We start from the raw sequence: 19606 nt of genomic DNA, 5'->3' as shown, positions 1-19606 counted from the left end.
GCGATTTCGGGCACAGGGAGGAGGCGATACCACCGACCAAACCCCATGCTGGCAGCTCAGGCCAGAGCACCTGTGACACACTTTGAATCAGCCCTGGGGGGTCAGGAAAGAAAGGCAGTGATCGCAACCCGCATAGAGTGGAACTGTTGCAACCAGTCTTGACGCACCTGATATGCCAACGACTCCAAGCAGTAAATATCGACCCGAAATTGATGGTCTAAGGGCATTTGCGGTGGTTGCCGTGATCATCAACCATTTCAATAAGGATCTGCTGCCAAGTGGATATTTGGGCGTTGATATTTTCTTTGTAATCTCTGGGTATGTGATCACTTCGTCGCTGGCAGGCAGGGAGTCCAAAAACTTCCTTGATTTCCTGTCGGGGTTTTATGAGCGACGCATCAAGCGTCTGGTGCCTGCACTGGTGGTTTTCGTCCTGATTACCAGTGTGCTGATCTCCCTATTCAATCCAGAACCAGGCGTTGCCCTGGGTCTTGGGTGGAGGTCACTATTTGGGATTTCAAACATCAGTCTCTATCGGGGATCCACTGACTACTTTGCCGAATCAACAGAACTGAATCCTTTCACGCACACCTGGTCACTCGGGGTGGAAGAGCAGTTCTACCTGCTGTTCCCATTCCTGATCTGGTTCTCGGGGTTCGGGCAGCAGACGGCAAAAGGCGCACGAAACCTGTTCTTCTGGGTCGGAGCAATGACGATTGCTTCACTGCTCGGATTCATTTACCTGTATCAGGTCAATCAACCTGCGGCATATTTTCTGATGCCTCCTCGTTTTTGGGAGATGGCAGCAGGATGCCTGCTTTTTATCGGGTTCCAGAAGCGGGCAAAGATTGAGCAAGCACTGGAGCAAGTTCCCCCGCTCCTGGTTGTGGCAGCGATGGTTGGGGTGATGTATTTGCCAGTTGCAGCAGCGGTTCCCGCAACCATTGGGATTGTGGTGCTGTCAGCAGTTCTGATCGCCTGCCTGAAAAGGGAAACTGTCGCCTACAAGTTTTTTACTCTTGAAAAGGTGGTTTATATCGGTTTGATTTCTTATTCGCTTTATCTCTGGCACTGGACAGTCCTTTCAATAAGTCGTTGGACTATTGGTATTCACTGGTGGTCAGCGCCCGTGCAAGCGGGATTGATGTTGCTGCTGGCGATTGCATCTTATCGGTGGGTAGAAAGACCAGCAAGGCAAAAGTCTGGGAATCTGTCAAGATGGAAAACAATGCTAATTGGTACAGGATTTGCCTCTGCATCATTCGGCGCCATTTTTTCGATCATCAAACCACTGACGGGGACTCTATATCAAGGCGATAAAGTGATCACGCAAGGAGAGTATCGCTCTATGAACGCTGGCGCAACAAATTATGGACTCACAAAAGAAAAGTGTTTCGAGGCGCTATTCTCATCGACGGATCCTAATAAGTGTCGTGCAAATAAAGGTAGTTCGGAAAGGACGCTTTACTTTGTCGGCGACAGTCACTCGTTGTCTATATGGAAGACCGCAGAAAAAGTGGCGCAAGAAGCAAGATCAAGTTTATTCGTATATGGTTATAGTTCAACCCCGTTCCCCGTGTTGGACTACACGCGACTTTCTACAAAATACGATGGTAGAGAGCAGTTCAAGTCTTTGCATAAGTTTCTGCGTTCTGACGATGGCATCAGAGAGGGGGACATTGTGTTTGTAACTCTAATCCTTCCTGGTTACTTCTCATCGAAATCGCAAATTACCATAGAAAAAGCGCGGAAAGTTCTCACGCCCCAGGATTTCCTTGAGATGTGGGTGCAGGAAGTGATTGATTTGTCGTCATTTCTGAAGAGTCGAAATGCGTCATTGGTGCTATTCGCGCCTTCTCCAATTTTCAAGAATAGATTCGAGCAATGCACGAAACAGTGGTTCAATGTGTTTAGTCGAGCAAAGTGCGAGCATCCTAAAAGTGCATTTATGGCGGAATATGCAAATATCTTCGAAGCGCTGGGAAGGATTGAAAATACAAGTAATAATGTGTATGTATTCAACTTGCTCGAGGCGGTGTGCCCTGGGAAAATCTGTAGTTACGATAGGTATGGTTTTCCTTTGTATCGGGACGAACATCATATCAACGATTATGCTGCTCGCGAAGTCGTGGCGCCACGCTTGCTTGAATTTTTGAGTTCTAAAGGACTTGTTCAGAATTGACGAGTGGGATGAAGTGCTCGTGAAAATTTTCATTGCTCAATAGTTTCTGTCCTCTCAAAGTCTTTCTAGATCGCTATCCCTTTGCATCAGTTTGCCGCCGCAAGTTATGACTACTGTATTGCGCTGGAGCGCCCTGCGTCGGTGTTCCAAAAACCGAACGGAAACCAGATCATCGCCAGGAACTCCCGAAACAGGCGCCTGACCGTTCCAAAAACCGTGTTCGGGTGCTATGGTTTCCATAACACCTCTTTTTGGAACAGTGACTGCCCGAAGCGTTGGATATGCCCGTTGCTCCACCACCCACCAAAACACTGACGCTCAGGTCTCCGCTCTGAAGGCGGCAGGGTGCGCTGTGGTTTTCCAGGAAACCATTAGCACCAGGACGGTGGAGAAGGATCGCCCCCAACTCCAGGCGGCGCTAAACGCTCTGGTTGATGGTGACGAACTGGTGGTGGCGAAATTGGATCGCCTGGGCAGGGATCAGCGGAGTGTCATCAACCGCCTCCACGACCTCCAGGATCGGGGCATTCACATTCGCACCCTGGACAATTTGGTGAATACGAAGGCGATGGGGAAGTTCGCCCCAGTGCTTATTGGATTGCTTACTGGTCTGGCAGAGGTGGAGCGGTCACTTATCCGTGAGAGGACTCTGGAGAGCGTTCAGCATCGGCGGGAAACAGGCGGAAAACTTGGCGGCAGACCCAAGACCAACCACGCCAAAGAGCGCCTGGTGCTGCGCTTGAGGGATGAAGGGTGCTCTTACCGCTCCATCAGAGAGCAGACGGGACTTGCGCTCTCCACCATTCGCCGCATCATCAGCGAGACAGAGTGAAAACACCCTGATTTTCTCAACAGATACTTCAGGGTAAATCTTTAGAGGTCGGAGTAATTATTGAAAAGAGCAAAAAGAATGTTAGTCCGCAATGTTTCTGCGCGGTCTTAGACGGCGCTTTATCGCAGGTTGGTTGCTAAAATATCAAATCTGCTATATAATTACTGGAGACAATCAAATCGCGGAAGCATCAGGCAGAGGTCTTTTGTGGAAACGAAATGAATATAGGGATTTGCTGGGAAGTGTCCATTCCACAGAGGAATAAGGAGTGAGCACTCATAAGGTTCTGAAATCCAGAAAGACCAAGACACCTGAATCAACAAAGTAATGCTTTCTTATCAATTATGAATTACACAGAAGACCGTTGCGAACGCAGTGAGCAACATTCACGCGCAAAGCGTGTGAATGAATCAGGACAACTCAAGAACTCACCAGTATTCAGAGAACTTAGGACTACTCAGAATTCCTCCAAGATCCATAAGGCAATAGTTGAATACCAGTTCCAGGAGGTTTTCCAACCCCACTGGTTCGGCAGTATCCAATGGCAACCATTTATTACTGATTACACTTCAGCAGTGAGTGAGACAAGGCACTTCCGAAACAAGTTTTTATGTGCCCTCCTGAACACGAAACCCAAGAAGATTCCGAATCCTCCTGAGCGTCCAAGAATCATTTGGTTTCACGAAAAAGCACCTGTAAATATCAATCCTCAAGACTCCTCAAATCCCCGCTACAAGATCGCCTACCACACCCACTTTCACCTTGAGGAATGTTCTGAACCTTATGATTCCTGGATTCGCCTGGATTGGTTGATTCGCCAAAAGGTTGCCACAAGGTTCCATCGTTTCTCCACCAGTAACTCATCCGAGAACAAAGGGTTTGTTCTGAAACCTTGGATCAGAGAACACCACGCTAACTACAATCTCAAGGATTACTACCGATTCAAGCACCATCAGGATTCGGACTTGGTGCTGGACATTGAAAACTCTGACTTGGAGTTCTCCAGGAACTAAATAGAAAGAAGACAATTATATCAAAACTAAATGAATCAAACTCTTTGCCCCGAAGGAAGATCAATCAATATTTTCTTTGGACAAAAGCATCAGGACACATTTGAGGAGTTTGAGTTCCTCTCCAAGTCCTTGAGGCGCTCCAGGACGGGAACCCTTCACTTCCTCCTGACCCATTACAGGTGGTATGAGAAGTATAAGCAAACAGTGGTATGACTATGGCAAAACCAATCCTCTTGGATTCCGTTGAATACGAAATGCTTCTTGAGGTCGCCAAGCGAAACCGCCTGAAACCAGAGCAGTTTCTCAAGAAAATTATTCAATCGGCATATGGACAACTCAAGTAAGCAGCAGGCGCTTTCCAAGATCCGTTTCTTGGAGGATCAACTGGTGTCCCTGGATCACTACCTTCCTGAGACCTACGACTACCTGATGCGGGAGTTGGACATTCAGAAGCGGATCTTGGCGGAACTGGAGGTGCAGGAGACCTTTGCTGCTATTGATACAGGACTAACCAGATGACCTGCTCCATTCACGACACCCGACCACTTTCCGAAAAAGACGACGACCTGAGAGCACTGGATGCCATACAGGCAGTTCTGGAGGACAACATTGCCGATTATGCCCTGGAGAACCCTGAAAATCTTTATGACGAAGACCAACGGGAGATTTTGAGAAAACTGGAGTTTTCCAAAGGCACACGGTCATTCTGTTTGGTCATTTCGCCAGATGGGCACTGGCGTTTGATGAACCAGAAGTTCCCGCGCCTCCTGCTGATGGAGATTCACAATGCTCTTATCGCTGATTGATGCGTTGAGAATTCGTGAGTCAGCAGTTGAAAATCAATCAGGGAACTTAACCTACAAGGTATTCCTCTTGACTTCAAAAAAATCCCTTGAGAAAAAATCCGTGGAGGGGTCGGTGCGTCGAAAGTCCTCAGAGTTACACTCCCTTCACCATTGACCACTCCCCTGGGCGGATCTGTGCCCGTGCCCGCTTGGCAGTTGCTTCCTGCTCAATGAAGCGCAGGTATGTGCGCTGGAGCATTGGTTCTGAGGTCATCCCGTTCTCGGCGAAGGCATAAATGTCTGGTGGTTGCCCCAATGAAGGCATCTCCTCTAATGTGAGGCGAAATGCCGTATGGCGAATATTGGTCATCGTCACACTTTGAGAAGGGATTGGCGGGGCGCACTGGTCGAGCACATACCTCAACAGGTCGTTCAGATTCTTCTTGAGGGTTCCTGAGATGTTCGATTCCGACCTTTTGATGTGCGGGAACACCAGCAACCCTTTTGGGCGTCTCAGGTTCATCCGCCTCCAGTTCGCAATCGCATCAGGTCGGTAGTGGGTCGTTCGCTGTTGAGGTCGGTTTCCTTTGGTCTGCTCCAGTAGGCAGATGATTTCTTCGCCGTGATCCTGAAACCACTCCGCTCTGAGTCGTGGAAGGTCTTCTGCCCGTAAGTAGAAGAACCACATCAGGTTGAGGGTGTCGTAGAGATCGACCCAGTTCCGCTGGTTCAGGCGATTCGCAGGTTTCCACTCCAGCACCTTGTATTGCTGGGGCGTGAGGTCTGCCCTTGCTGCTCCTTCTGAGAGTTCAACGATCTTTCCCATCAGTCGATCCCAGTCAGATCGCTTCAGGTGCTGAACCTGCTTGATCTGTCTGGAGATGGAAGGGAAATCTGGAATCGACAGGTGGGGGAAGTCAGATCGTGCTTCCTTGAGTAGTTCCCGTATCAGCGTCTTCTGCTGTGCCTTGGTGCCTCCCATATCGTTAGTGGCGGTTCTGCGGGCATCCAGCACCGCCCAGTAGTCCGCAAAGTCAGCAGTGGTGATCTTCTCCACTGACTTCTGTGACCAAGGTTGGTGCTTCACCCCATAGAACTGTCCATCCCACTTGAGGCGAGTGTCACTGCTCCAACGGGCAAAGTTGCGTTGGGTCTTGCGCTTGCTGCTCTCACGGGCATACCACCGTTCCCAGTAGATCTCCAGAGCGTGTTGGTGCTCCGCCTCCTGCTGCTCTTTGAAGACCCGTGCTGAGCGTTGGAGTTCCTGAACCCATTCCACCGCCCTCTTCGCCGCCTCATAGGAGTCAGGAGTGCCCATAGACCCACGCAAGGGGTCGCGTTTGCCCGTCTTCCCAACACGCCCCTTGTCAAGGCGATGGTCTTCCTCCAACGAAGGCAACCAGGATGCTGAGAGGTTTTGCGTTCGGGCGACCTTACGAATCTTGAGGTTGTTGGGGTAAGACCCCTTGATGCCCAGATCTGAAACGCTGAGCACCGACCAGTTCTCTGGGAGCGATGGAGACCCTGATTTCACCTTCCTTTTGCCCCAGTTTTGGGAGGCGTTCAGAACGCTGATTTTACCTCCAGTGGAAGGTGAGTGGAAGGTGAGTTGAGATGCTTGCCCCTGGATATGGTGTCACTTGGCGGCAGTGACCCCATATATAGTGCCTAATGATGAAGATATTGTATTGCTTTCCAGTTCGAATCTGGGTGCCGCCTCTCAATCCGGTCAACAGCCCGGGGATCCTTGAGTCCCGGCGATGGCCTCACCGGCCATCTCCAAGCCGGTGAGCCCAGGATCACCGATCAGTTGCCGGCAATGACCAGCGTCAGAGGCCAATCGTCAGCGCTGTTCCCAGGCCCACAGCAGCAGAACGGCCTAGCCGCTGCGAATGGTGAGCTCGAGCCCCAGCTCCAGGCGATTCACGCGGCAGATCGTTGTGACTGAATTGGCATTGTCCTGCCAGTACATCAGATTGGCGCGCTGGATGAACTCGCAAAAGAACAGCAGCGTCACCACATAAACAAGCATAGAGACCATCCAGCGCCGTGAGACAGAAAAGCGACGGCAGGGCGCCGCAGTAGGCCTGCGGCATGAACACCAGCGCGAGCAGGATCACCGGCAGAATCGCCAACTGCCCATCACCGCCGCCGGGACCTCAAGACCAATGCTCCCGTCCAGGCTAGAGGTCTTGTTGTGGGAGAAGAAGCCCCGCAGGTTGTCCACCTGGAGAGACCCCAAGGTGAGCACTAGCGCTGGTGTGTACGCACTCAGCGATGCGGGCGTTGCCGCATCCGCCTGAGCGGGCATCAGGGCCAGATGGGCCAGCGTCAGCAGACAGTGCACCGACAGCAGGCTGGCCCCAACACACCGCCGCCATTGGGAAAGCCGACGCATCACCCACTGCACCGACGACTGGCCGCGGTGGATCGGAGCACGGGTGCTGGTGGGTTACTCCTTCCTGAACACGGCCGTCATCGTTTCGGCATCGATCCCATCCGCGAGCAAGAACGTCACCCGCAGCGGCGGCGACAGGCGGACAGATGAACGGCAAGCGAGGATTGGGAGCCCCACATCTCCTCAGAAGCCAGCCATCATCCTTGCTTTGCATTGGAGGACAGAATCGCAGGCCATCGCCCGGGCCGAGCAGCAGACTGCCATCCATCCGGCGAGATCAGAGACCGCCATTGACCTGATCAAGTCCACAGAAGTCGGCAGCCCGAAGCCTCTGACAACAACCGCCGCGAAAAGGGCTAAGTGCCCATCAAACCGCAGGCGCTTAAACGCACCAGACAGAGCAGCCAAACCACATATGGCACGTATCTCGATACTGTTCAAGGCGCTCAAGACACGCCTACTGGTGCTCTGATCTCAGACGACGTCCAGGGGGCGGCACCTACAAGCGATCGGCGCAAGCGCGCCAGAACGACCCCCTCCACCTTTGCGAAACAAGCCATCCCTAGTCTTGCCGGCAATAGGCATCAGTTCCAGAGGAGAGAATCACCGCCAAAGGCATTCAGCCGAGTGGGATGACCCATCACCCGGAAGTCTTCAGCAAGTTCAGCGCCGAAGTCACCATAACCGAGCAACGGGGAAGGTCATCCATGGCATCCGCAAGTCCCCCAGGGACGCAGAGACATGTATCGCCGTCATCAGCGTGGACGGCAAGCGCTTGATTACGCCGAGCAAGATGGCGCCATAAGGGGTGAGATCGTCTCGGCCGACAGGATCAACAAGCTCTACAGCCACGTGACAGGCTGCGAATCCGTCGTTAGCGCAGTGGCTGGGACTGTATCCATTCAGGGCAGGCGAAGCAGCAGTGGTCGCCAACGGCAGTGACCCGCTTGCCAAACAGGGCAACCTGGCACCGCCGCAAGCAGTCTTCAGAACGTCGCCTGGGCCGACCAGGTTTCACCGCTGAGGGCACGGGCCTCGCAGCGCACGCCGGTGGCCTCCAGCTGGCAGCGACCCTCGGCCGGCCAGGCGCTGGGCAGCCCCTGGGCCAGGCCACGCTCATCGAAGCTGGCCTCGCTGACGCTGGTGAGTTCGGTGCTGAGTGGCCCCTTTGGCGTGCAGCGGCCGCCCTGACAGGCCAGCGGCTTACTGCCGGCCACCAGCGCCCCGGCGAAAGTGAGCTGGTTGGCGCTGTCGGGCTTGCTGCCGCGGGCGATGAAGCGCACGCTCAGCACCCCCTCCTGCTGCTGGCTGAGCTGCACACTCAGGCAGCCGGCTGGCTGAGCGCCGGCCAGGTTGCGCCGGCAGGTCTGGGCCGCCCGCTGCCAGCTGCCGAAGCCATCGGCGCGGCGCTGCGCCAACAGCGGGCCCGCCTCCAGCAGCAGAAGCAACAACGGCGCGAGGACCAGCAGCGGCCGGCGGCGCCAGGAGGTGGCGGCGCGGGGAGAGTCGGCGGTGCCGGGGCTGGCTGGGGCGCAAACAGCCACGCCGGAGCGCAGAGCAGGGGGGAACAACACCGCGCGCGGAGCAACCGGGGATCGGGAGCATTCTGGGCCGATGGCTCCGGCGGAGGTCAGCATCTCAGTAGCGCGCCTCAGCAGCACCGCCTCAGCAGCGCACCTCAGCAGCTCCCGTTCAGTAGCCGGAATCGGCAACGCAGGCGCCCTCACAGCTGATCCCGTTGCTTGCCGTGCGGCCGCAGTGGCGGCAGAGCACGGGATCGGTGGGCTGCACTGGGGAGGGGGCGGTGGAAGTCGCGGAGCCGGCAGGGCATCCAGCCACTCCGGCTTCGCTCTCCCGAGCCCCGGCCGCATGGCTCCCGTCCTGGGCGGCGCCAGGCGTCGGCTGAGAATTCACCGCAGTGTGGCCCGAGGCGGTTCGATCATGGCAAGCGCGCCGCCCCCCCTGCCCGCGATCGGCGTGGGCACCTGGGCCTGGGGCAACCAGTTCCTCTGGGGCTACGACCCGGCCCGCGACGACGCCGAGCTGGAGGCCTGCTTCCGCCGCTGCATCGACTTGGGCTTCCGCTTCTTCGACACGGCCGACTCCTACGGCACCGGCCGCCTCAGCGGGCGCAGCGAGACGCTCCTGGGCCGCTTCGCGCTGGCGCTGCCGGAGGCGGAGCGGCACCAGCTCTGCATCGCCACCAAGCTGGCTCCCTTCCCCTGGCGCCTGGGCCGGCGCGGCTTCGAGCGGGCCTTCGCTGCCTCCAGGGCCCGCCTGCAGGGCCAGCTGCAGCGGGTGCAGCTGCACTGGAGTACCGCCCGCTATGCCCCCTGGCAGGAGGGTCCGCTGCTGCAGGGGCTGGCGGATCTGGTGCAGAGCGGCGCCGTGGCCAGCCTCGGGCTCTCGAACATGGGCCCCAGGCGCCTGCGCCAGGTGGCCGGCGACCTGGCCGAGCGCGGCGTGGCCATCGCCAGCCTGCAGGTGCAGCTCTCGCTGCTGGCACCGGAGGCAGTGGCCCCCGGTGGCGTAGCGGAGGTCTGCCGCGAGCTGGGCATCGAGCTGATCGCCTACAGCCCCCTGGCCCTGGGACTGCTGGCCCGCCCCTTGGCCTCCGCCCAACCGGCGCCCAAGGGGCCACGCGGCGCCCTCTTCCGGCAGCTGGGCCCGCGGCTCACGCCCCTGCTGGAGACCATGGAGGCCATCGGCGCGGGACGGCCCGGCGGCCTGGCAGCGGTGGCCCTGAACTGGTGCCGGGCCCATGGCGCCATGCCGATCCCCGGCCTGCGGCGCAGTGCCCAGGTGGAGGCCGCCGCCGCAGCCCGCAGTTGGAGCCTCAGCCCCGCCGAACGTGCCGCCCTGGATGCTCTGGCCCTGGGCGCGGGCCCCCGCATGCCGGCCAATCCCTTCCAGAGTTCCTGAACCCGGCCCTGTGACGGAGAGGCCGTTAGCCCGCCGGCTCAGAGGGCGCCCATGCGTGGTGTGGGGTCAGGGCTGAGTACAACCGGAAGCCGCTGGCGCTCCGGCTCCGGTTCCGGCTCGCCGGCATGGCGCACGAGGGACACCACCCGGGGGCGCTCGACCAGCTGGGGACGGCCCGGAGCGCCAGCCACCGGCTCGATAGCGGGCTGCGGCTCGTCCGCGCTGGGGTCACAGGCCGCCAGGGCCTCCTGCAGCAGCGAATCGAAGGTGGCGCCGGGCAGGCGGTGCCGGGCGATCTCCAGGAAGGCCCGCGCCAAGGACTCGCCTGCGGCCGCCTTGAGGGCTGGATTGGAGCGGCGCTGCTCCTGCTCCTCCTCCACGGCACGGATGAAGCGCTCGGTCACATCGCGCTTGGTGGCGGCACGGATGCGGGTCTCCTGCTCCAGCTGACTGAGGCTCGCCTGCTGGTCAAGCTCCTCCAGACGCCGGTTGAGGCTGTCGAGCACCTCCCGGGCCTCCTTGCCCACATGGGCCAGCTGGCCGTCCGAGAGGCGCGGCAGGTCGGCCACGAACACCTTGCCGTGGTCCCGCAGGGCAAGGAAGGTGGGCCTCACCCCGCCGCGATTGACGGCGGTGCGGCCGGGGTAGCTCTCCCGGGGCCGCTGCGGGCGGTTGGGGGGCACGGGACCGGCCGAGCTGCGGCGCCGGGTAATGCGGGTCGAGCTACTGAACGTCGAGCTGCTGAACATCAACAGTGGGCCTATCGAAGTGGACCTATCGGCTTTGTCTTCTAGGCGCCTTGCGTGAACGCGCCGGGGCGCACCTTACGCAGGGCTGGCGGCCTCAGGGGCCGCGACGCCCCGGATCGTCGGGAGACTTCAGTAGGGCAGGCCGGCCAGGCTGGCCTCGCCGATGGAGCCGGGCTCCACCGTCCCCAGAACCCAGGCCCGGTGGCCCTGGGCTGCGCAGATGGCCAGCGCCTGGCCCACGGCGGCCTCCGGCAGCACCAGACAGAAGCCCACGCCCAGATTGAAGGTGTTCCAGAGGTCGGCCTCCGGCACCTCCCCTTTCTCCTGCAGCCAGCGGAACAGGGCCGGGCGCTCCCAACTGCCCGGATCGATGCGGCCATGCAGGTCCTTGGGCAGGGTGCGGGGCAGGTTCTCGGGCAGACCGCCGCCGGTGATGTGGGCCATGCCATGCAGGGGCAGCTGCGCGGCCAGCAGGGCCTGCACCAGGGAGCCGTAGAGGCGGGTGGGGGTGAGCAGGCTGTCGATCACTAGGGGGCCGCCCTCCCCCAACGGCGTTTCCGGACCCGCGCCATGGGCCTCAAGGATGCGGCGCACCAGACTGAAACCGTTGCTGTGCACGCCGCTGCTGGCGACCGCCACGATTCGATCGCCCGCCACCACGGCGCGGCCGTCGATCAGGGCGTCCTCCTCTACCACCGCCACGCAGAAGCCGGCCAGGTCGTAGCGACCGGGGCCGTAGAAGCCGGGCATCTCGGCGGTCTCGCCGCCGAGCAGGGCGCAGCCGCTCTCGCGGCAGCCATGGGCGATGCCCTCCACGACCTCGGCCATCGCCTCGGGGCTGAGCTTGCCGGTGGCGATGTAGTCGAGGAAGAACAGGGGCTGGGCGCCGCTGGTGATCACGTCGTTGACGCACATCGCCACCAGGTCGATGCCCACGTCGTGGTGGCGGCCGTGGGCCTGGGCCAGCTCCAGCTTGGTGCCCACCCCATCGGTACCCGCCACCAGCAGGGGCTTCTCAAGCCCGGCGGGCAGGCGGCAGAGCCCCCCGAAACCGCCCAGCCCGCCGAGCACCTCGGGGCGCCGGGTCGACTCGACGCTGGAGCGGATCCGCTGCACGAAGGCCCGGCCGGCCACCACGTCCACTCCGGCTGTGCGGTAGTCCATTGAAGTCTGGGTCCGTCTGCGCGCTGGACTGATCCTCCCGCGCCACGGGTCCCGAACCACGCCTGGCCATGGCCAGGCCGCCTGGATGCACCGGAGCCGAAGCGCCCAAGCCACGCCATATCCCAGGGACAGCCCGCCAATTGGCACACAAGTGCATAAGCCCGGCTGATGCAGTCGATCGCGGTTACTGATGTTTCGAGTCGGTGCGGGCGGCGCAGATCGCTGGCAGGGCCTTAGATCCGGAGGGGGATAGAGAATTCTGATCAGTGATTTGCAGGCGATTGCCGCACAAATCCACCGCGAACAGCCATTAACTTTCCGTGGTCGTCAATTCCCGTTAGGAACTCCGTCGGCGGTTCACTCCAGCTTCTCTCCCATTCGCCTGGAGCGATTTCACCACTGACGGGCCACAACTCAAGACCAGTGGCTGCTGCTTTCGAGCGGCGGGTTTCGTTTGTTATGCGTCGCACTCTCTTCCTGAGCGGTTTCGCCCTTCTGCTCTCCGGCAGCAACGCCCTGGCTCCGGCCTTCGCCGTCACCGGCCGCGTTGCTCCCCTCGACACCTCGAGCACCTCCACGGCTCCCGAAGCCCAGGAGTTGCGCGAGGGCCAGAGCAGCACCAGCAGCGACCGCCCCCAGACCGTGGCGATCCTCGAGGAGGCCCCCCTGGCCCCCGCCGACAAGCCCGCCGCGCCGATCACCCCCAGCCTGCCGATCGCCACGCCACCGGCCCGGCCCAGCGCCCGCCCGATCGGCGCCGGCATAGCCAGCTGGTACGGCCCCGGCTTCTACGGCAACCGCACTGCCAATGGCGAGGTGTTCCGCCCCGGCACCCTCACCGCCGCCCACCGCACGCTGCCCTTCGGCACCAAGGTGCGGGTGACCAACCTCTGGAACGGCCGTTCCACCGTGGTGCGCATCAACGACCGCGGCCCCTTCCACGGCAGCCGCGTGATCGACCTGGCCCATGGCGCTGCCAGCCAGCTCGGCGTTGTGGCCAGCGGCGTGGCCCAGGTGAAGCTCGAGGTTCTGCAGTAAGCCGAACCCCATGGCCGGCCTCAAGCCGGCAGCCAGGCCCATCCGCCCAAAGGCGGGTGGGTTTTTGTTTTGCCGATCCCGTCACGGCGCGGTCCCGTCTCCGGCACTGGCGCCTGGAGTGCTGCCGTCTAGGACAGTCCCGACGAACCACGCACCCCGGGGGCCCGTGCAGCTGCTTCAGACCCGCGCCGAGCTGCTGCGTTGGAGGCAGGCGGAGCCCGCGCCCCTGCACTTTGTCCCCACGATGGGGGCCCTGCACGCCGGCCACGCCGCCCTGGTGCACAGGGCCACCCAGACGGCCAGCACCGGCGCAGGCCTCCCCCGGGTGTTAGTGAGCGTGTTCGTGAACCCGCTCCAGTTCGGCCCCGGCGAGGATTTCAACCGTTACCCCCGCAACCTGGAGAGCGACGCCGCCCTGGCGGCCAGCGCCGGTGCCGCTGCCCTGTTTGCTCCGGAACCAGCGGAGCTGTTCCCTGGCGGCGAGGCGGAACTCACCCGGCTCGTGCCGCCCGACTCCCTGCAGCGCGGCCTGTGCGGCCGGCAGCGGCCCGGCCACTTCAACGGGGTGGCCACGGTGGTGGCCCGGCTGCTGGGGCTGGTCCGGCCCCAGCGGCTGTTGCTGGGGGAGAAGGACTGGCAGCAGCTGGTGATCCTGCGCCGGCTGGTGGCGGACCTGGGCCTGCCCGTGCAGGTGTGGGGCTGCGGCACCGTGCGTGAGGCCGATGGCCTGGCCCTCAGTTCCCGCAACCGCTACCTCAGTCCCGAGCAGCGCGCCCAGGCCGTCGCCCTGCCCCGCGCCCTCGCCAGGGCCCGCGAGCAGGCCTGGGGCCGCCCCAGCGCAAACCTGGAGGCCCTCAGCGCCGAAGTGGCGGCGGAGCTGGGCCAGGCCGGCCTGGTGGTGGACTATGTGGAGGCGGTGGACCCCCACAGCCTGCAGCCCTGCCCTGGCCTGGGCCGCCCGGTGCTGCTGGCGGCTGCCGCCCACTGCGGCCCCAGCCGCCTGATCGATCACGTGTTTCTGATGAGCCGCCAGCCGATCGTTGCCATCGATGGCCCCGCCGGGGCGGGCAAGAGCACCGTCACCCGGGCCTTCGCCGAGCGGCTGGGGCTGGTCTACCTGGATACGGGCGCCATGTACCGCGCCGTGACCTGGCTGGTGCGGCAGCGCGGCGTGGATCCTGGCGATGCAACCGCCGTGGCGCCGCTGCTGGAGAACCTCGACCTGCGCCTGAGCACCGCCGCAGCGGGAGGCCAGCAGGTGCGGATCAACGGCCAGGACGTGACCGAGGCGATCCGCAGCCCCGAGGTCACCGCCCAGGTGTCGGCGGTGGCGGCCCACGGCTGCGTGCGCGAAGCCCTCACCCGCCAGCAGCGGGTCATGGGCGAGCGCGGCGGCCTGGTGGCCGAAGGCCGCGACATCGGCACCGCCGTGTTCCCAGACGCCGAACTCAAGGTGTTCCTCACCGCCACGGTGGCCGAACGGGCACGGCGTCGGGCCAAGGATCTGGAGCAGCGCGGCTTCCCCGTGCCGGAGCACGCCGAGCTGGAGGCCCAGATCGCCTCCCGCGACCACCAGGACGCCTCCCGGACGGTCGCCCCCCTGACCCAGGCCGCCGATGCGGTGGAGCTGATCACCGATGGCCTGGGCATTGTGGCCGTGGTCGAGCAGCTGGTGCAGCTGTTCCGGGAGCGGGTGCCGGAGGACGCCTGGCCGGAGCCCCAAGCCTGAGGGCTGAGCAGGGGCGCCTAGAGGGGGCCGGCGCCGCCGCGCCCCCCGCAGGCGCTGAGCAAGCTGTCGAGCAGTCCCTGGCAGGCATCTTCCAGCAGATCGAGCACGTGCTCGAAGCCGGCCTCGCCCCCGTAGTAGGGGTCGGGCACCTCGCGCACCTGGAAGCGGCGGCAGTGGCGGGTGATCGGCTCGATCGTCGCCAGGCGCCGCTCGCCATCGGCCCACGCCACAGCCGCTGCATCGGCCTGGCGGGCTAGGGCCTGCACGGCCTGCAGGTTGTCGTCATCCATCGTGAGGATGCGGTCGAACCCGTGCAGGTCGGCCGGCGCGATCTGACGGGCACGGCTGGGCAGGCGGATGCCGCGACGGCTGGCGGCGGCCCGCATGCGCCGATCGGCCGGGGAGCCCACGTGCCAGCCGCCGGTGCCGGCCGAATCCACCAGGAAGCGGTCCGTCAGGCCCTCGCGCTGCACCAGGTGCAGGAACACCCCCTCGGCGGCCGGTGAGCGGCAGATGTTGCCGAGGCAGACGAACAACAGGCGGTGCTCAGCCATGGGTGTGCTCCGATCCGGCAGCGGCGGTCGCCCCTGGGCCATCGATCCGCTCCAGAGCCTGGGCGGCCCGCAGCCGCACCACCAGCGCCTCCTCGGCCCGTGGATCGCCCAGGCCCCCCAGGGCCCGCCGGGCCCGCTGCAGCCGCTCGGCCTCGGGGTGCAGCGCCGGCACCAGCGACTCCAACCCCACCACCACGGCGTAGCGCACGACCCACTCGCCGTCGCCGCAGCCCTGCTCCAGGGCCACCAGGCAGCGCTCGCTCACGCTGAGGCGAACCTCCTGGGGCAGGGGCGTCAGGTCCAGACGGCCCAGGCCCCGGGCCGCGGCCCGGCGCACGCTGGGGCCGATATCGGTGGCGAGGGCCTCCTCCAGCACCTCCAGGCCACGCACGTCGCCGATCCCCGCCAAGGCGCGCACGGCCCAGGCCCGGGCGCCGTAGTTGTGGCAGTCCAGGCCCGTGAGGATCGGCTCCACGGCCCCGTGGCCGAGGGCAATCAGCCCGTCCACGGCGGCCACCGCCGCGCCGGGGTTGTTGAAGCCGAGCACCTCCACCAGATGGGGGGCGGCATCCGGGTGGCCGCTGTTCGCCAGGGCCTGGGTGGCGTGCAGCATCGCCAGGGCGCTATCGGCCCGCTGAACGGCACGAACCAGATCCACCAAGGCGGGATCACCGCACGGGCTGGAGACGGCCATGGGTTGGGGGGAGTGGCTCATCGGCTGCGGCGGCACTGGGAGGCTGGCGACGTTGGGCAGGGAGAGGCCATCAAGATTCAGAGCAGGGCATCCATGGCGGCGAGCACCGCCCCATGGCCCATCGCTTCAGCGGGGCTGGCCTGGGGGTGAGCCCCCGCGGCGACCGGCTGGTCGCCATCGCTCTCGGCCAGGCCCCGTAGGGCGATCAGCTTGAGGCTGTTCTCCGCCAGGGTGGCGGCGATCGGCTCCAGGGCCGGCCGCCAGCCCACCGCCCCCAGGTCCATCAAGGCCGCCCGACGCACCTGCAGTTGCGGGTGTTGCAGCAACTGCACCAGCTGTTGCCCCCACTGGGGCTCACCGGTGAGCTGCAGCAGGGCCCGGCAGGCGGCGCTGCGGATCAGGGGTCGCTCGTGGTCCACGAAGGGCCTGATCACCGCCACCAGGGCTGGATCGGAGGCACCGATGTCCCCCAGGGCCTCCAGCAGGGCTTCGCAGGGCTCCTGAAGCCGCGGCGAACCGGGCTGCAGGGCACCGGCGACGGCCGGGCCACTGGCGAGACGGCGGCGCAGCGGCTCCACGGCCTCCAAGGCGCGCAACTCGCCCAGGGCCCGGGCGGCCGCTTCACGCAGGCCATGGTCCTCGTCCTCCAGGGCGGCCAGCAGGTCGGGGATGGCCGCAACTGCCGAATCGCCGAGCTTGCCGAGGGCGCGGGCGGCGTTGCGGGCCACCGCGTTCTCCTCCACCCCGGCGCCGGGATCCCGCGGTCGGCGCTGGCGCAGGGCCTCCCGCAGCAGCGGCACGGCCTCGGGATGGCGGCTGCGGTTGCGGCCCAGCCACCAGGCTCCGTAGTACTGGGCCGAGGGGTCATCGCTCTGGCGCAGGCGCCGAAGGGCCTCCTCCTCGCTGATGGGGTCGCCGTTACCGGGGTTGCCGGCAGATGGAAGGGAATCGCCGCTGGCGTCCATGGCCCTGCAGGGTCGCAATCGCGTGGGCTCGATGTTGGCACCGGGGCCACCCCCGGCTGGCTTGCGGGCAACAAACCCGCGCAAGAAAAAGCCCCGCCGGAGGCGAGGGCTGCAAGCCGCCTGACACGCAGGGCTGGCTCGTCGACTGGCGCTACAACTCAGACCAGAGCGGCGATCGCGTAGTCGATGTAGTTGTTGGCAATCACGCCGGGGTCGCCCGAGATGCCATGGTTGGCCTTGATGTAGTTCAGGGCCTCCACGTACCAGGAGGGGGACAGTTCGAAGGCGCGGTTGATCTCGTCGAGACCAGCCACCAGGTACTCGTCGATCGGGCCGGTGCCACCAGCAACCAGGCAGTAGGTCACCTGACGCAGGTAGTAGCCGATGTCACGGGCGCACTTGGCCTTGCCGCGGGCGTCGGAAGCGTAGTTGGCCCCCTGCATCTGGGCGGTTTAGGGGAACTTGGTGTAAACGGCTTGGGCAGCGCCATTCACCAGCTCATCAGCCTTGGCGGTCAGAGCCTTGGCAGCAGCCAGGGCGTTGGCAGCGCGCTCGAAACGGCCGAAAGCGGCGTTCAGCTCAGTGTTGCTGAGAAAGCGGCCCTGGGAATCAGCGGCGGCGACGGCTTCGGTGAGGGGGGTCTTCATGGAAGGACGGGTTGAAGAAGGTGAATCCGAAAGTCAGGGAGCTGTTGCGGCTCGCAAGCCTCAGGCAACAGCGGCGGCAGCGCGGTCGAAGTAGGTGCCGATTTCGGACACGAGCGCCGAGCAGTCACCGGGGGTGATGCCATTGCGGTCGTTCACGATCGCCACGGCCGCATCCTTCATCTTGCGGACGCCTTCGGCCACGGAAGCGCCGGGCACGCCCAGGGCCAGGTAGGTCTCACGCAGGCCGTTGAGGCAGCGGTCTTCCAGCACGGAAGCATCGCCGGTGAACACGGCATAGGTGATGTAGCGGAGAACGATCTCCATGTCGCGCAGGCAGGCAGCCATGCGGCGGTGGGTGTAGGCGTTGCCGCCGGGAGCGATCAGCACAGGCTGTTGGTCGAACAGCTCGCGAGCAGCGTTGGTGACAATCTTGGAAGCGTTGGAGGTGATGCGGTTCACCGAATCCATACGCTTGTTGCTCTCAGCCACCATGGCGGCGAGGGCATCAATTTGACCAGCGTTCAGGAATTCGCCGCGGGCATCGGCCTGGACGACCACCTTGGCAAGCACGACACACTCTGCGCAAAACGTTCTTGTCATGGGAGTCGTGAGTATCAAGGGGGCTGGTCGCGCTGTGAAGACAGGCAATCCTTTGCAAAGAAAGAGGCCCGTACTTGTTGCGCCCATTAAGTTGACGACGTGCTTTACCGGCACGACTGACCTCCTGATCGCCAACCATGACCATTGCCCTTGCCTCCCAGCTGCGTGAAGGCACCAAGAAAGCCCACACCATGGCCGAAAACACCGGCTTCGTGAGCTGCTTTCTCAAGGGCGTGGTGGACAAGGCCAGCTACCGAACCTTGGTGGCCGACCTCTACTTCGTGTATGACGCGATGGAGCAGGAAATCGGCAAGCTGCGAGCCGCCGGCCATCCGGTGGTGGGCCCGGTGGGCTTCCCTGAACTGAACCGGCGCGAGAGCCTGGAGCAGGACCTGGCCTATTACTTCGGCGAAGGCTGGCGCAACAGCGTCAAGGCCACCCCAGCCGCCCAGGAGTATGTCGCTCGCATTCATCAGATCGCCCAGGAGTCGCCCGAACTGCTGGTGGGCCACCACTACACCCGCTACATCGGCGACCTCTCCGGCGGCCAGATCCTCAAGGCCATCGCCCAGAAGGCGATGAACCTCGGCGAGCACGACGGCCTGCGCTTCTACGCGTTCGACGCCATTCCCGACGAAAAGGGCTTCAAGGCCAACTACCGCACCACCCTTGACGCCCTGCCGATCGATCAGGCCACGGCCGATCGGATCGTGGCGGAGGCCAACCACGCCTTCCACCTGAACATGACGATGTTCCAGGAACTGGAGGGCAACCTGATCGCCGCCATCGGCAAGGTGCTGTTCGGCTTCCTCACCCGCCGCCAGCGCAGCGGCAGCACCGAGGCGGTACTGAGCTGAGATCTTGAAGGTGGAAGCGGCGTGAGTACTGGCCGAGGGATGCGGTGGGTGCGCGCCGGCCCAGTGGCCAACCCCTCCCCCACTGCTGGTGTTGCGGGGCATCAGCCCAGTGACCGCTCAGTCGAACCGAACCGTCAGGTCGATGCTGTGCGCCCCCCTCACTGAGGACCGCCCTGCCTCATTCACCACGCTCAGCAGAAAAGAGAGAGGGGATGCCGAATGTGCGTCAGTTCAGATCAAGCCCCTTAAACGTCGCCGTCTTCACATCGTTGAAGAAGACCGGATCGATCTTGTCGATCTCATCGGTGTTGATCTCGAGGAAGCTCCGCTTGTTCTCACCCGGGATCAAGGCGCAGCGGGCGCCATTGTCCATGGCCACTCTTGATTACCCATAAGGCTCCGCGACCCTGAGATCCCTTTCGGTGCAAGGCATACAGCAACAGACTGCATTGGCGATCCGTTCGGTCATCGCCGCCA

General features: G+C 62.8%; 18 protein-coding genes and 1 pseudogene. 8 read left to right on the top strand and 11 right to left on the bottom strand.

The features are described 5' to 3' along the window. Window positions 1-241 precede the first annotated feature (241 nt). The 4 genes from CJZ98_RS14670 to CJZ98_RS14645 all read left to right on the top strand — a co-directional run bounded on the left by CJZ98_RS14670 (window position 242) and on the right by CJZ98_RS14645 (window position 4833). Window positions 242-2182 carry an acyltransferase family protein gene (locus CJZ98_RS14670; RefSeq protein WP_232756503.1) on the top strand — a complete coding sequence of 647 codons (1941 nt, stop codon included), beginning with the start codon at window positions 242-244 and terminating at the stop codon, window positions 2180-2182. A 259-nt stretch (window positions 2183-2441) separates the two neighbouring features. Beyond that, a complete protein-coding gene (locus tag CJZ98_RS14665) occupies window positions 2442-3014 on the top strand; it encodes a recombinase family protein (RefSeq protein WP_094591872.1) in 573 nt (190 codons plus the stop codon). 1340 nt (window positions 3015-4354) lie between these two features. After that, complete coding sequence (locus CJZ98_RS14650; RefSeq protein ID WP_094591869.1) at window positions 4355-4546, top strand: hypothetical protein; 192 nt, start codon at window positions 4355-4357, stop codon at window positions 4544-4546. Further along, complete coding sequence (locus tag CJZ98_RS14645) at window positions 4543-4833, top strand: hypothetical protein (protein ID WP_094591868.1); 291 nt, start codon at window positions 4543-4545, stop codon at window positions 4831-4833. Before CJZ98_RS14650 ends, CJZ98_RS14645 begins: the two co-directional genes overlap by 4 nt. 133 nt (window positions 4834-4966) lie before the next feature. On the opposite strand, the gene CJZ98_RS14640 is transcribed toward CJZ98_RS14645, so the two are convergent. The 3 genes from CJZ98_RS14640 to CJZ98_RS14630 all read right to left on the bottom strand — a co-directional run bounded on the left by CJZ98_RS14640 (window position 4967) and on the right by CJZ98_RS14630 (window position 8754). Then, entirely contained in the window at window positions 4967-6307 is a 1341-nt protein-coding gene (locus CJZ98_RS14640; protein WP_232756502.1) for a hypothetical protein, read from the bottom strand. Between the two features lie 384 nt (window positions 6308-6691). Further along, entirely contained in the window at window positions 6692-6829 is a 138-nt protein-coding gene (locus CJZ98_RS18460; protein WP_157911017.1) for a hypothetical protein, read from the bottom strand. 1367 nt (window positions 6830-8196) lie between these two features. Further along, complete coding sequence (locus CJZ98_RS14630) at window positions 8197-8754, bottom strand: hypothetical protein (RefSeq protein WP_198537844.1); 558 nt, start codon at window positions 8752-8754, stop codon at window positions 8197-8199. 397 nt (window positions 8755-9151) lie between these two features. On the opposite strand from CJZ98_RS14630, the gene CJZ98_RS14625 reads away from it, so the two are divergent. After that, entirely contained in the window at window positions 9152-10132 is a 981-nt protein-coding gene (locus CJZ98_RS14625; protein WP_198537847.1) for an aldo/keto reductase, read from the top strand. Between the two features lie 38 nt (window positions 10133-10170). On the opposite strand, the gene CJZ98_RS14620 is transcribed toward CJZ98_RS14625, so the two are convergent. Continuing rightward, entirely contained in the window at window positions 10171-10881 is a 711-nt protein-coding gene (locus tag CJZ98_RS14620) for a 2-hydroxyacyl-CoA dehydratase (RefSeq protein ID WP_094591864.1), read from the bottom strand. A gap of 129 nt (window positions 10882-11010) precedes the next feature. Then, on the bottom strand, window positions 11011-12045 hold the full coding sequence (gene purM / locus CJZ98_RS14615) for a phosphoribosylformylglycinamidine cyclo-ligase (protein WP_094591863.1): 1035 nt from the start codon (window positions 12043-12045) through the stop codon (window positions 11011-11013). 459 nt (window positions 12046-12504) lie between these two features. On the opposite strand from purM, the gene CJZ98_RS14610 reads away from it, so the two are divergent. Further along, complete coding sequence (locus CJZ98_RS14610; protein ID WP_094591862.1) at window positions 12505-13083, top strand: septal ring lytic transglycosylase RlpA family protein; 579 nt, start codon at window positions 12505-12507, stop codon at window positions 13081-13083. Window positions 13084-13249: 166 nt separating this feature from the next. Further along, window positions 13250-14812: a bifunctional pantoate--beta-alanine ligase/(d)CMP kinase gene (locus tag CJZ98_RS14605; RefSeq protein WP_255082663.1), complete on the top strand. Its 1563-nt coding sequence runs from the start codon at window positions 13250-13252 to the stop codon at window positions 14810-14812. A 17-nt stretch (window positions 14813-14829) separates the two neighbouring features. Here the strand turns inward: CJZ98_RS14605 and CJZ98_RS14600 are convergent, their stop codons facing one another. From CJZ98_RS14600 to CJZ98_RS14580, 5 genes and pseudogenes are all read right to left on the bottom strand, one after another. Next, window positions 14830-15366 carry a low molecular weight protein-tyrosine-phosphatase gene (locus CJZ98_RS14600; RefSeq protein WP_094591860.1) on the bottom strand — a complete coding sequence of 179 codons (537 nt, stop codon included), beginning with the start codon at window positions 15364-15366 and terminating at the stop codon, window positions 14830-14832. Continuing rightward, window positions 15359-16081 (bottom strand): HEAT repeat domain-containing protein, encoded by a 723-nt coding sequence (locus CJZ98_RS14595; RefSeq protein WP_094591859.1) that lies wholly within the window; start codon window positions 16079-16081, stop codon window positions 15359-15361. The genes CJZ98_RS14600 and CJZ98_RS14595 overlap by 8 nt, the downstream gene beginning before the upstream one ends. 56 nt (window positions 16082-16137) lie before the next feature. Next, window positions 16138-17025 (bottom strand): HEAT repeat domain-containing protein, encoded by an 888-nt coding sequence (locus tag CJZ98_RS14590; RefSeq protein WP_094591858.1) that lies wholly within the window; start codon window positions 17023-17025, stop codon window positions 16138-16140. Window positions 17026-17183: 158 nt separating this feature from the next. Next, a pseudogene (gene cpcA, locus CJZ98_RS14585) lies at window positions 17184-17672 on the bottom strand (phycocyanin subunit alpha). A 60-nt stretch (window positions 17673-17732) separates the two neighbouring features. Further along, window positions 17733-18272 carry a phycocyanin subunit beta gene (locus CJZ98_RS14580; RefSeq protein ID WP_094591857.1) on the bottom strand — a complete coding sequence of 180 codons (540 nt, stop codon included), beginning with the start codon at window positions 18270-18272 and terminating at the stop codon, window positions 17733-17735. A 137-nt stretch (window positions 18273-18409) separates the two neighbouring features. Here CJZ98_RS14580 and CJZ98_RS14575 point away from each other — a divergent pair, with 137 nt between their 5' ends. After that, on the top strand, window positions 18410-19129 hold the full coding sequence (locus CJZ98_RS14575) for a biliverdin-producing heme oxygenase (RefSeq protein WP_094591856.1): 720 nt from the start codon (window positions 18410-18412) through the stop codon (window positions 19127-19129). A gap of 226 nt (window positions 19130-19355) precedes the next feature. Here CJZ98_RS14575 and CJZ98_RS18455 read toward each other — a convergent pair whose 3' ends face one another. Continuing rightward, window positions 19356-19502: a hypothetical protein gene (locus tag CJZ98_RS18455; RefSeq protein ID WP_157911016.1), complete on the bottom strand. Its 147-nt coding sequence runs from the start codon at window positions 19500-19502 to the stop codon at window positions 19356-19358. Window positions 19503-19606: the final 104 nt, after the last annotated feature.

Source organism: Vulcanococcus limneticus LL (genome assembly GCF_002252705.1).
Lineage (GTDB): Bacteria > Cyanobacteriota > Cyanobacteriia > PCC-6307 > Cyanobiaceae > Vulcanococcus > Vulcanococcus limneticus.
The sequence above is the reverse complement of the archived record's forward strand: the minus strand, read 5'-3'. Positions and strand labels throughout refer to the sequence as shown.

Coding starts and splice junctions, on each gene's coding strand:
- CJZ98_RS14595 (WP_094591859.1), bottom strand. CDS start 16,081: ATGAGCCACTCCCCCCAACCCATGGCCGTCTCCAGCCCGTGCGGTGAT.
- CJZ98_RS14610 (WP_094591862.1), top strand. CDS start 12,505: ATGCGTCGCACTCTCTTCCTGAGCGGTTTCGCCCTTCTGCTCTCCGGC.
- CJZ98_RS14645 (WP_094591868.1), top strand. CDS start 4,543: ATGACCTGCTCCATTCACGACACCCGACCACTTTCCGAAAAAGACGAC.
- CJZ98_RS18455 (WP_157911016.1), bottom strand. CDS start 19,502: ATGGACAATGGCGCCCGCTGCGCCTTGATCCCGGGTGAGAACAAGCGG.
- CJZ98_RS14580 (WP_094591857.1), bottom strand. CDS start 18,272: ATGACAAGAACGTTTTGCGCAGAGTGTGTCGTGCTTGCCAAGGTGGTC.
- CJZ98_RS14600 (WP_094591860.1), bottom strand. CDS start 15,366: ATGGCTGAGCACCGCCTGTTGTTCGTCTGCCTCGGCAACATCTGCCGC.
- purM (WP_094591863.1), bottom strand. CDS start 12,045: ATGGACTACCGCACAGCCGGAGTGGACGTGGTGGCCGGCCGGGCCTTC.
- CJZ98_RS14620 (WP_094591864.1), bottom strand. CDS start 10,881: ATGTTCAGCAGCTCGACGTTCAGTAGCTCGACCCGCATTACCCGGCGC.
- CJZ98_RS14650 (WP_094591869.1), top strand. CDS start 4,355: ATGGACAACTCAAGTAAGCAGCAGGCGCTTTCCAAGATCCGTTTCTTG.
- CJZ98_RS14590 (WP_094591858.1), bottom strand. CDS start 17,025: ATGGACGCCAGCGGCGATTCCCTTCCATCTGCCGGCAACCCCGGTAAC.
- CJZ98_RS14575 (WP_094591856.1), top strand. CDS start 18,410: ATGACCATTGCCCTTGCCTCCCAGCTGCGTGAAGGCACCAAGAAAGCC.
- CJZ98_RS14625 (WP_198537847.1), top strand. CDS start 9,152: ATGGCAAGCGCGCCGCCCCCCCTGCCCGCGATCGGCGTGGGCACCTGG.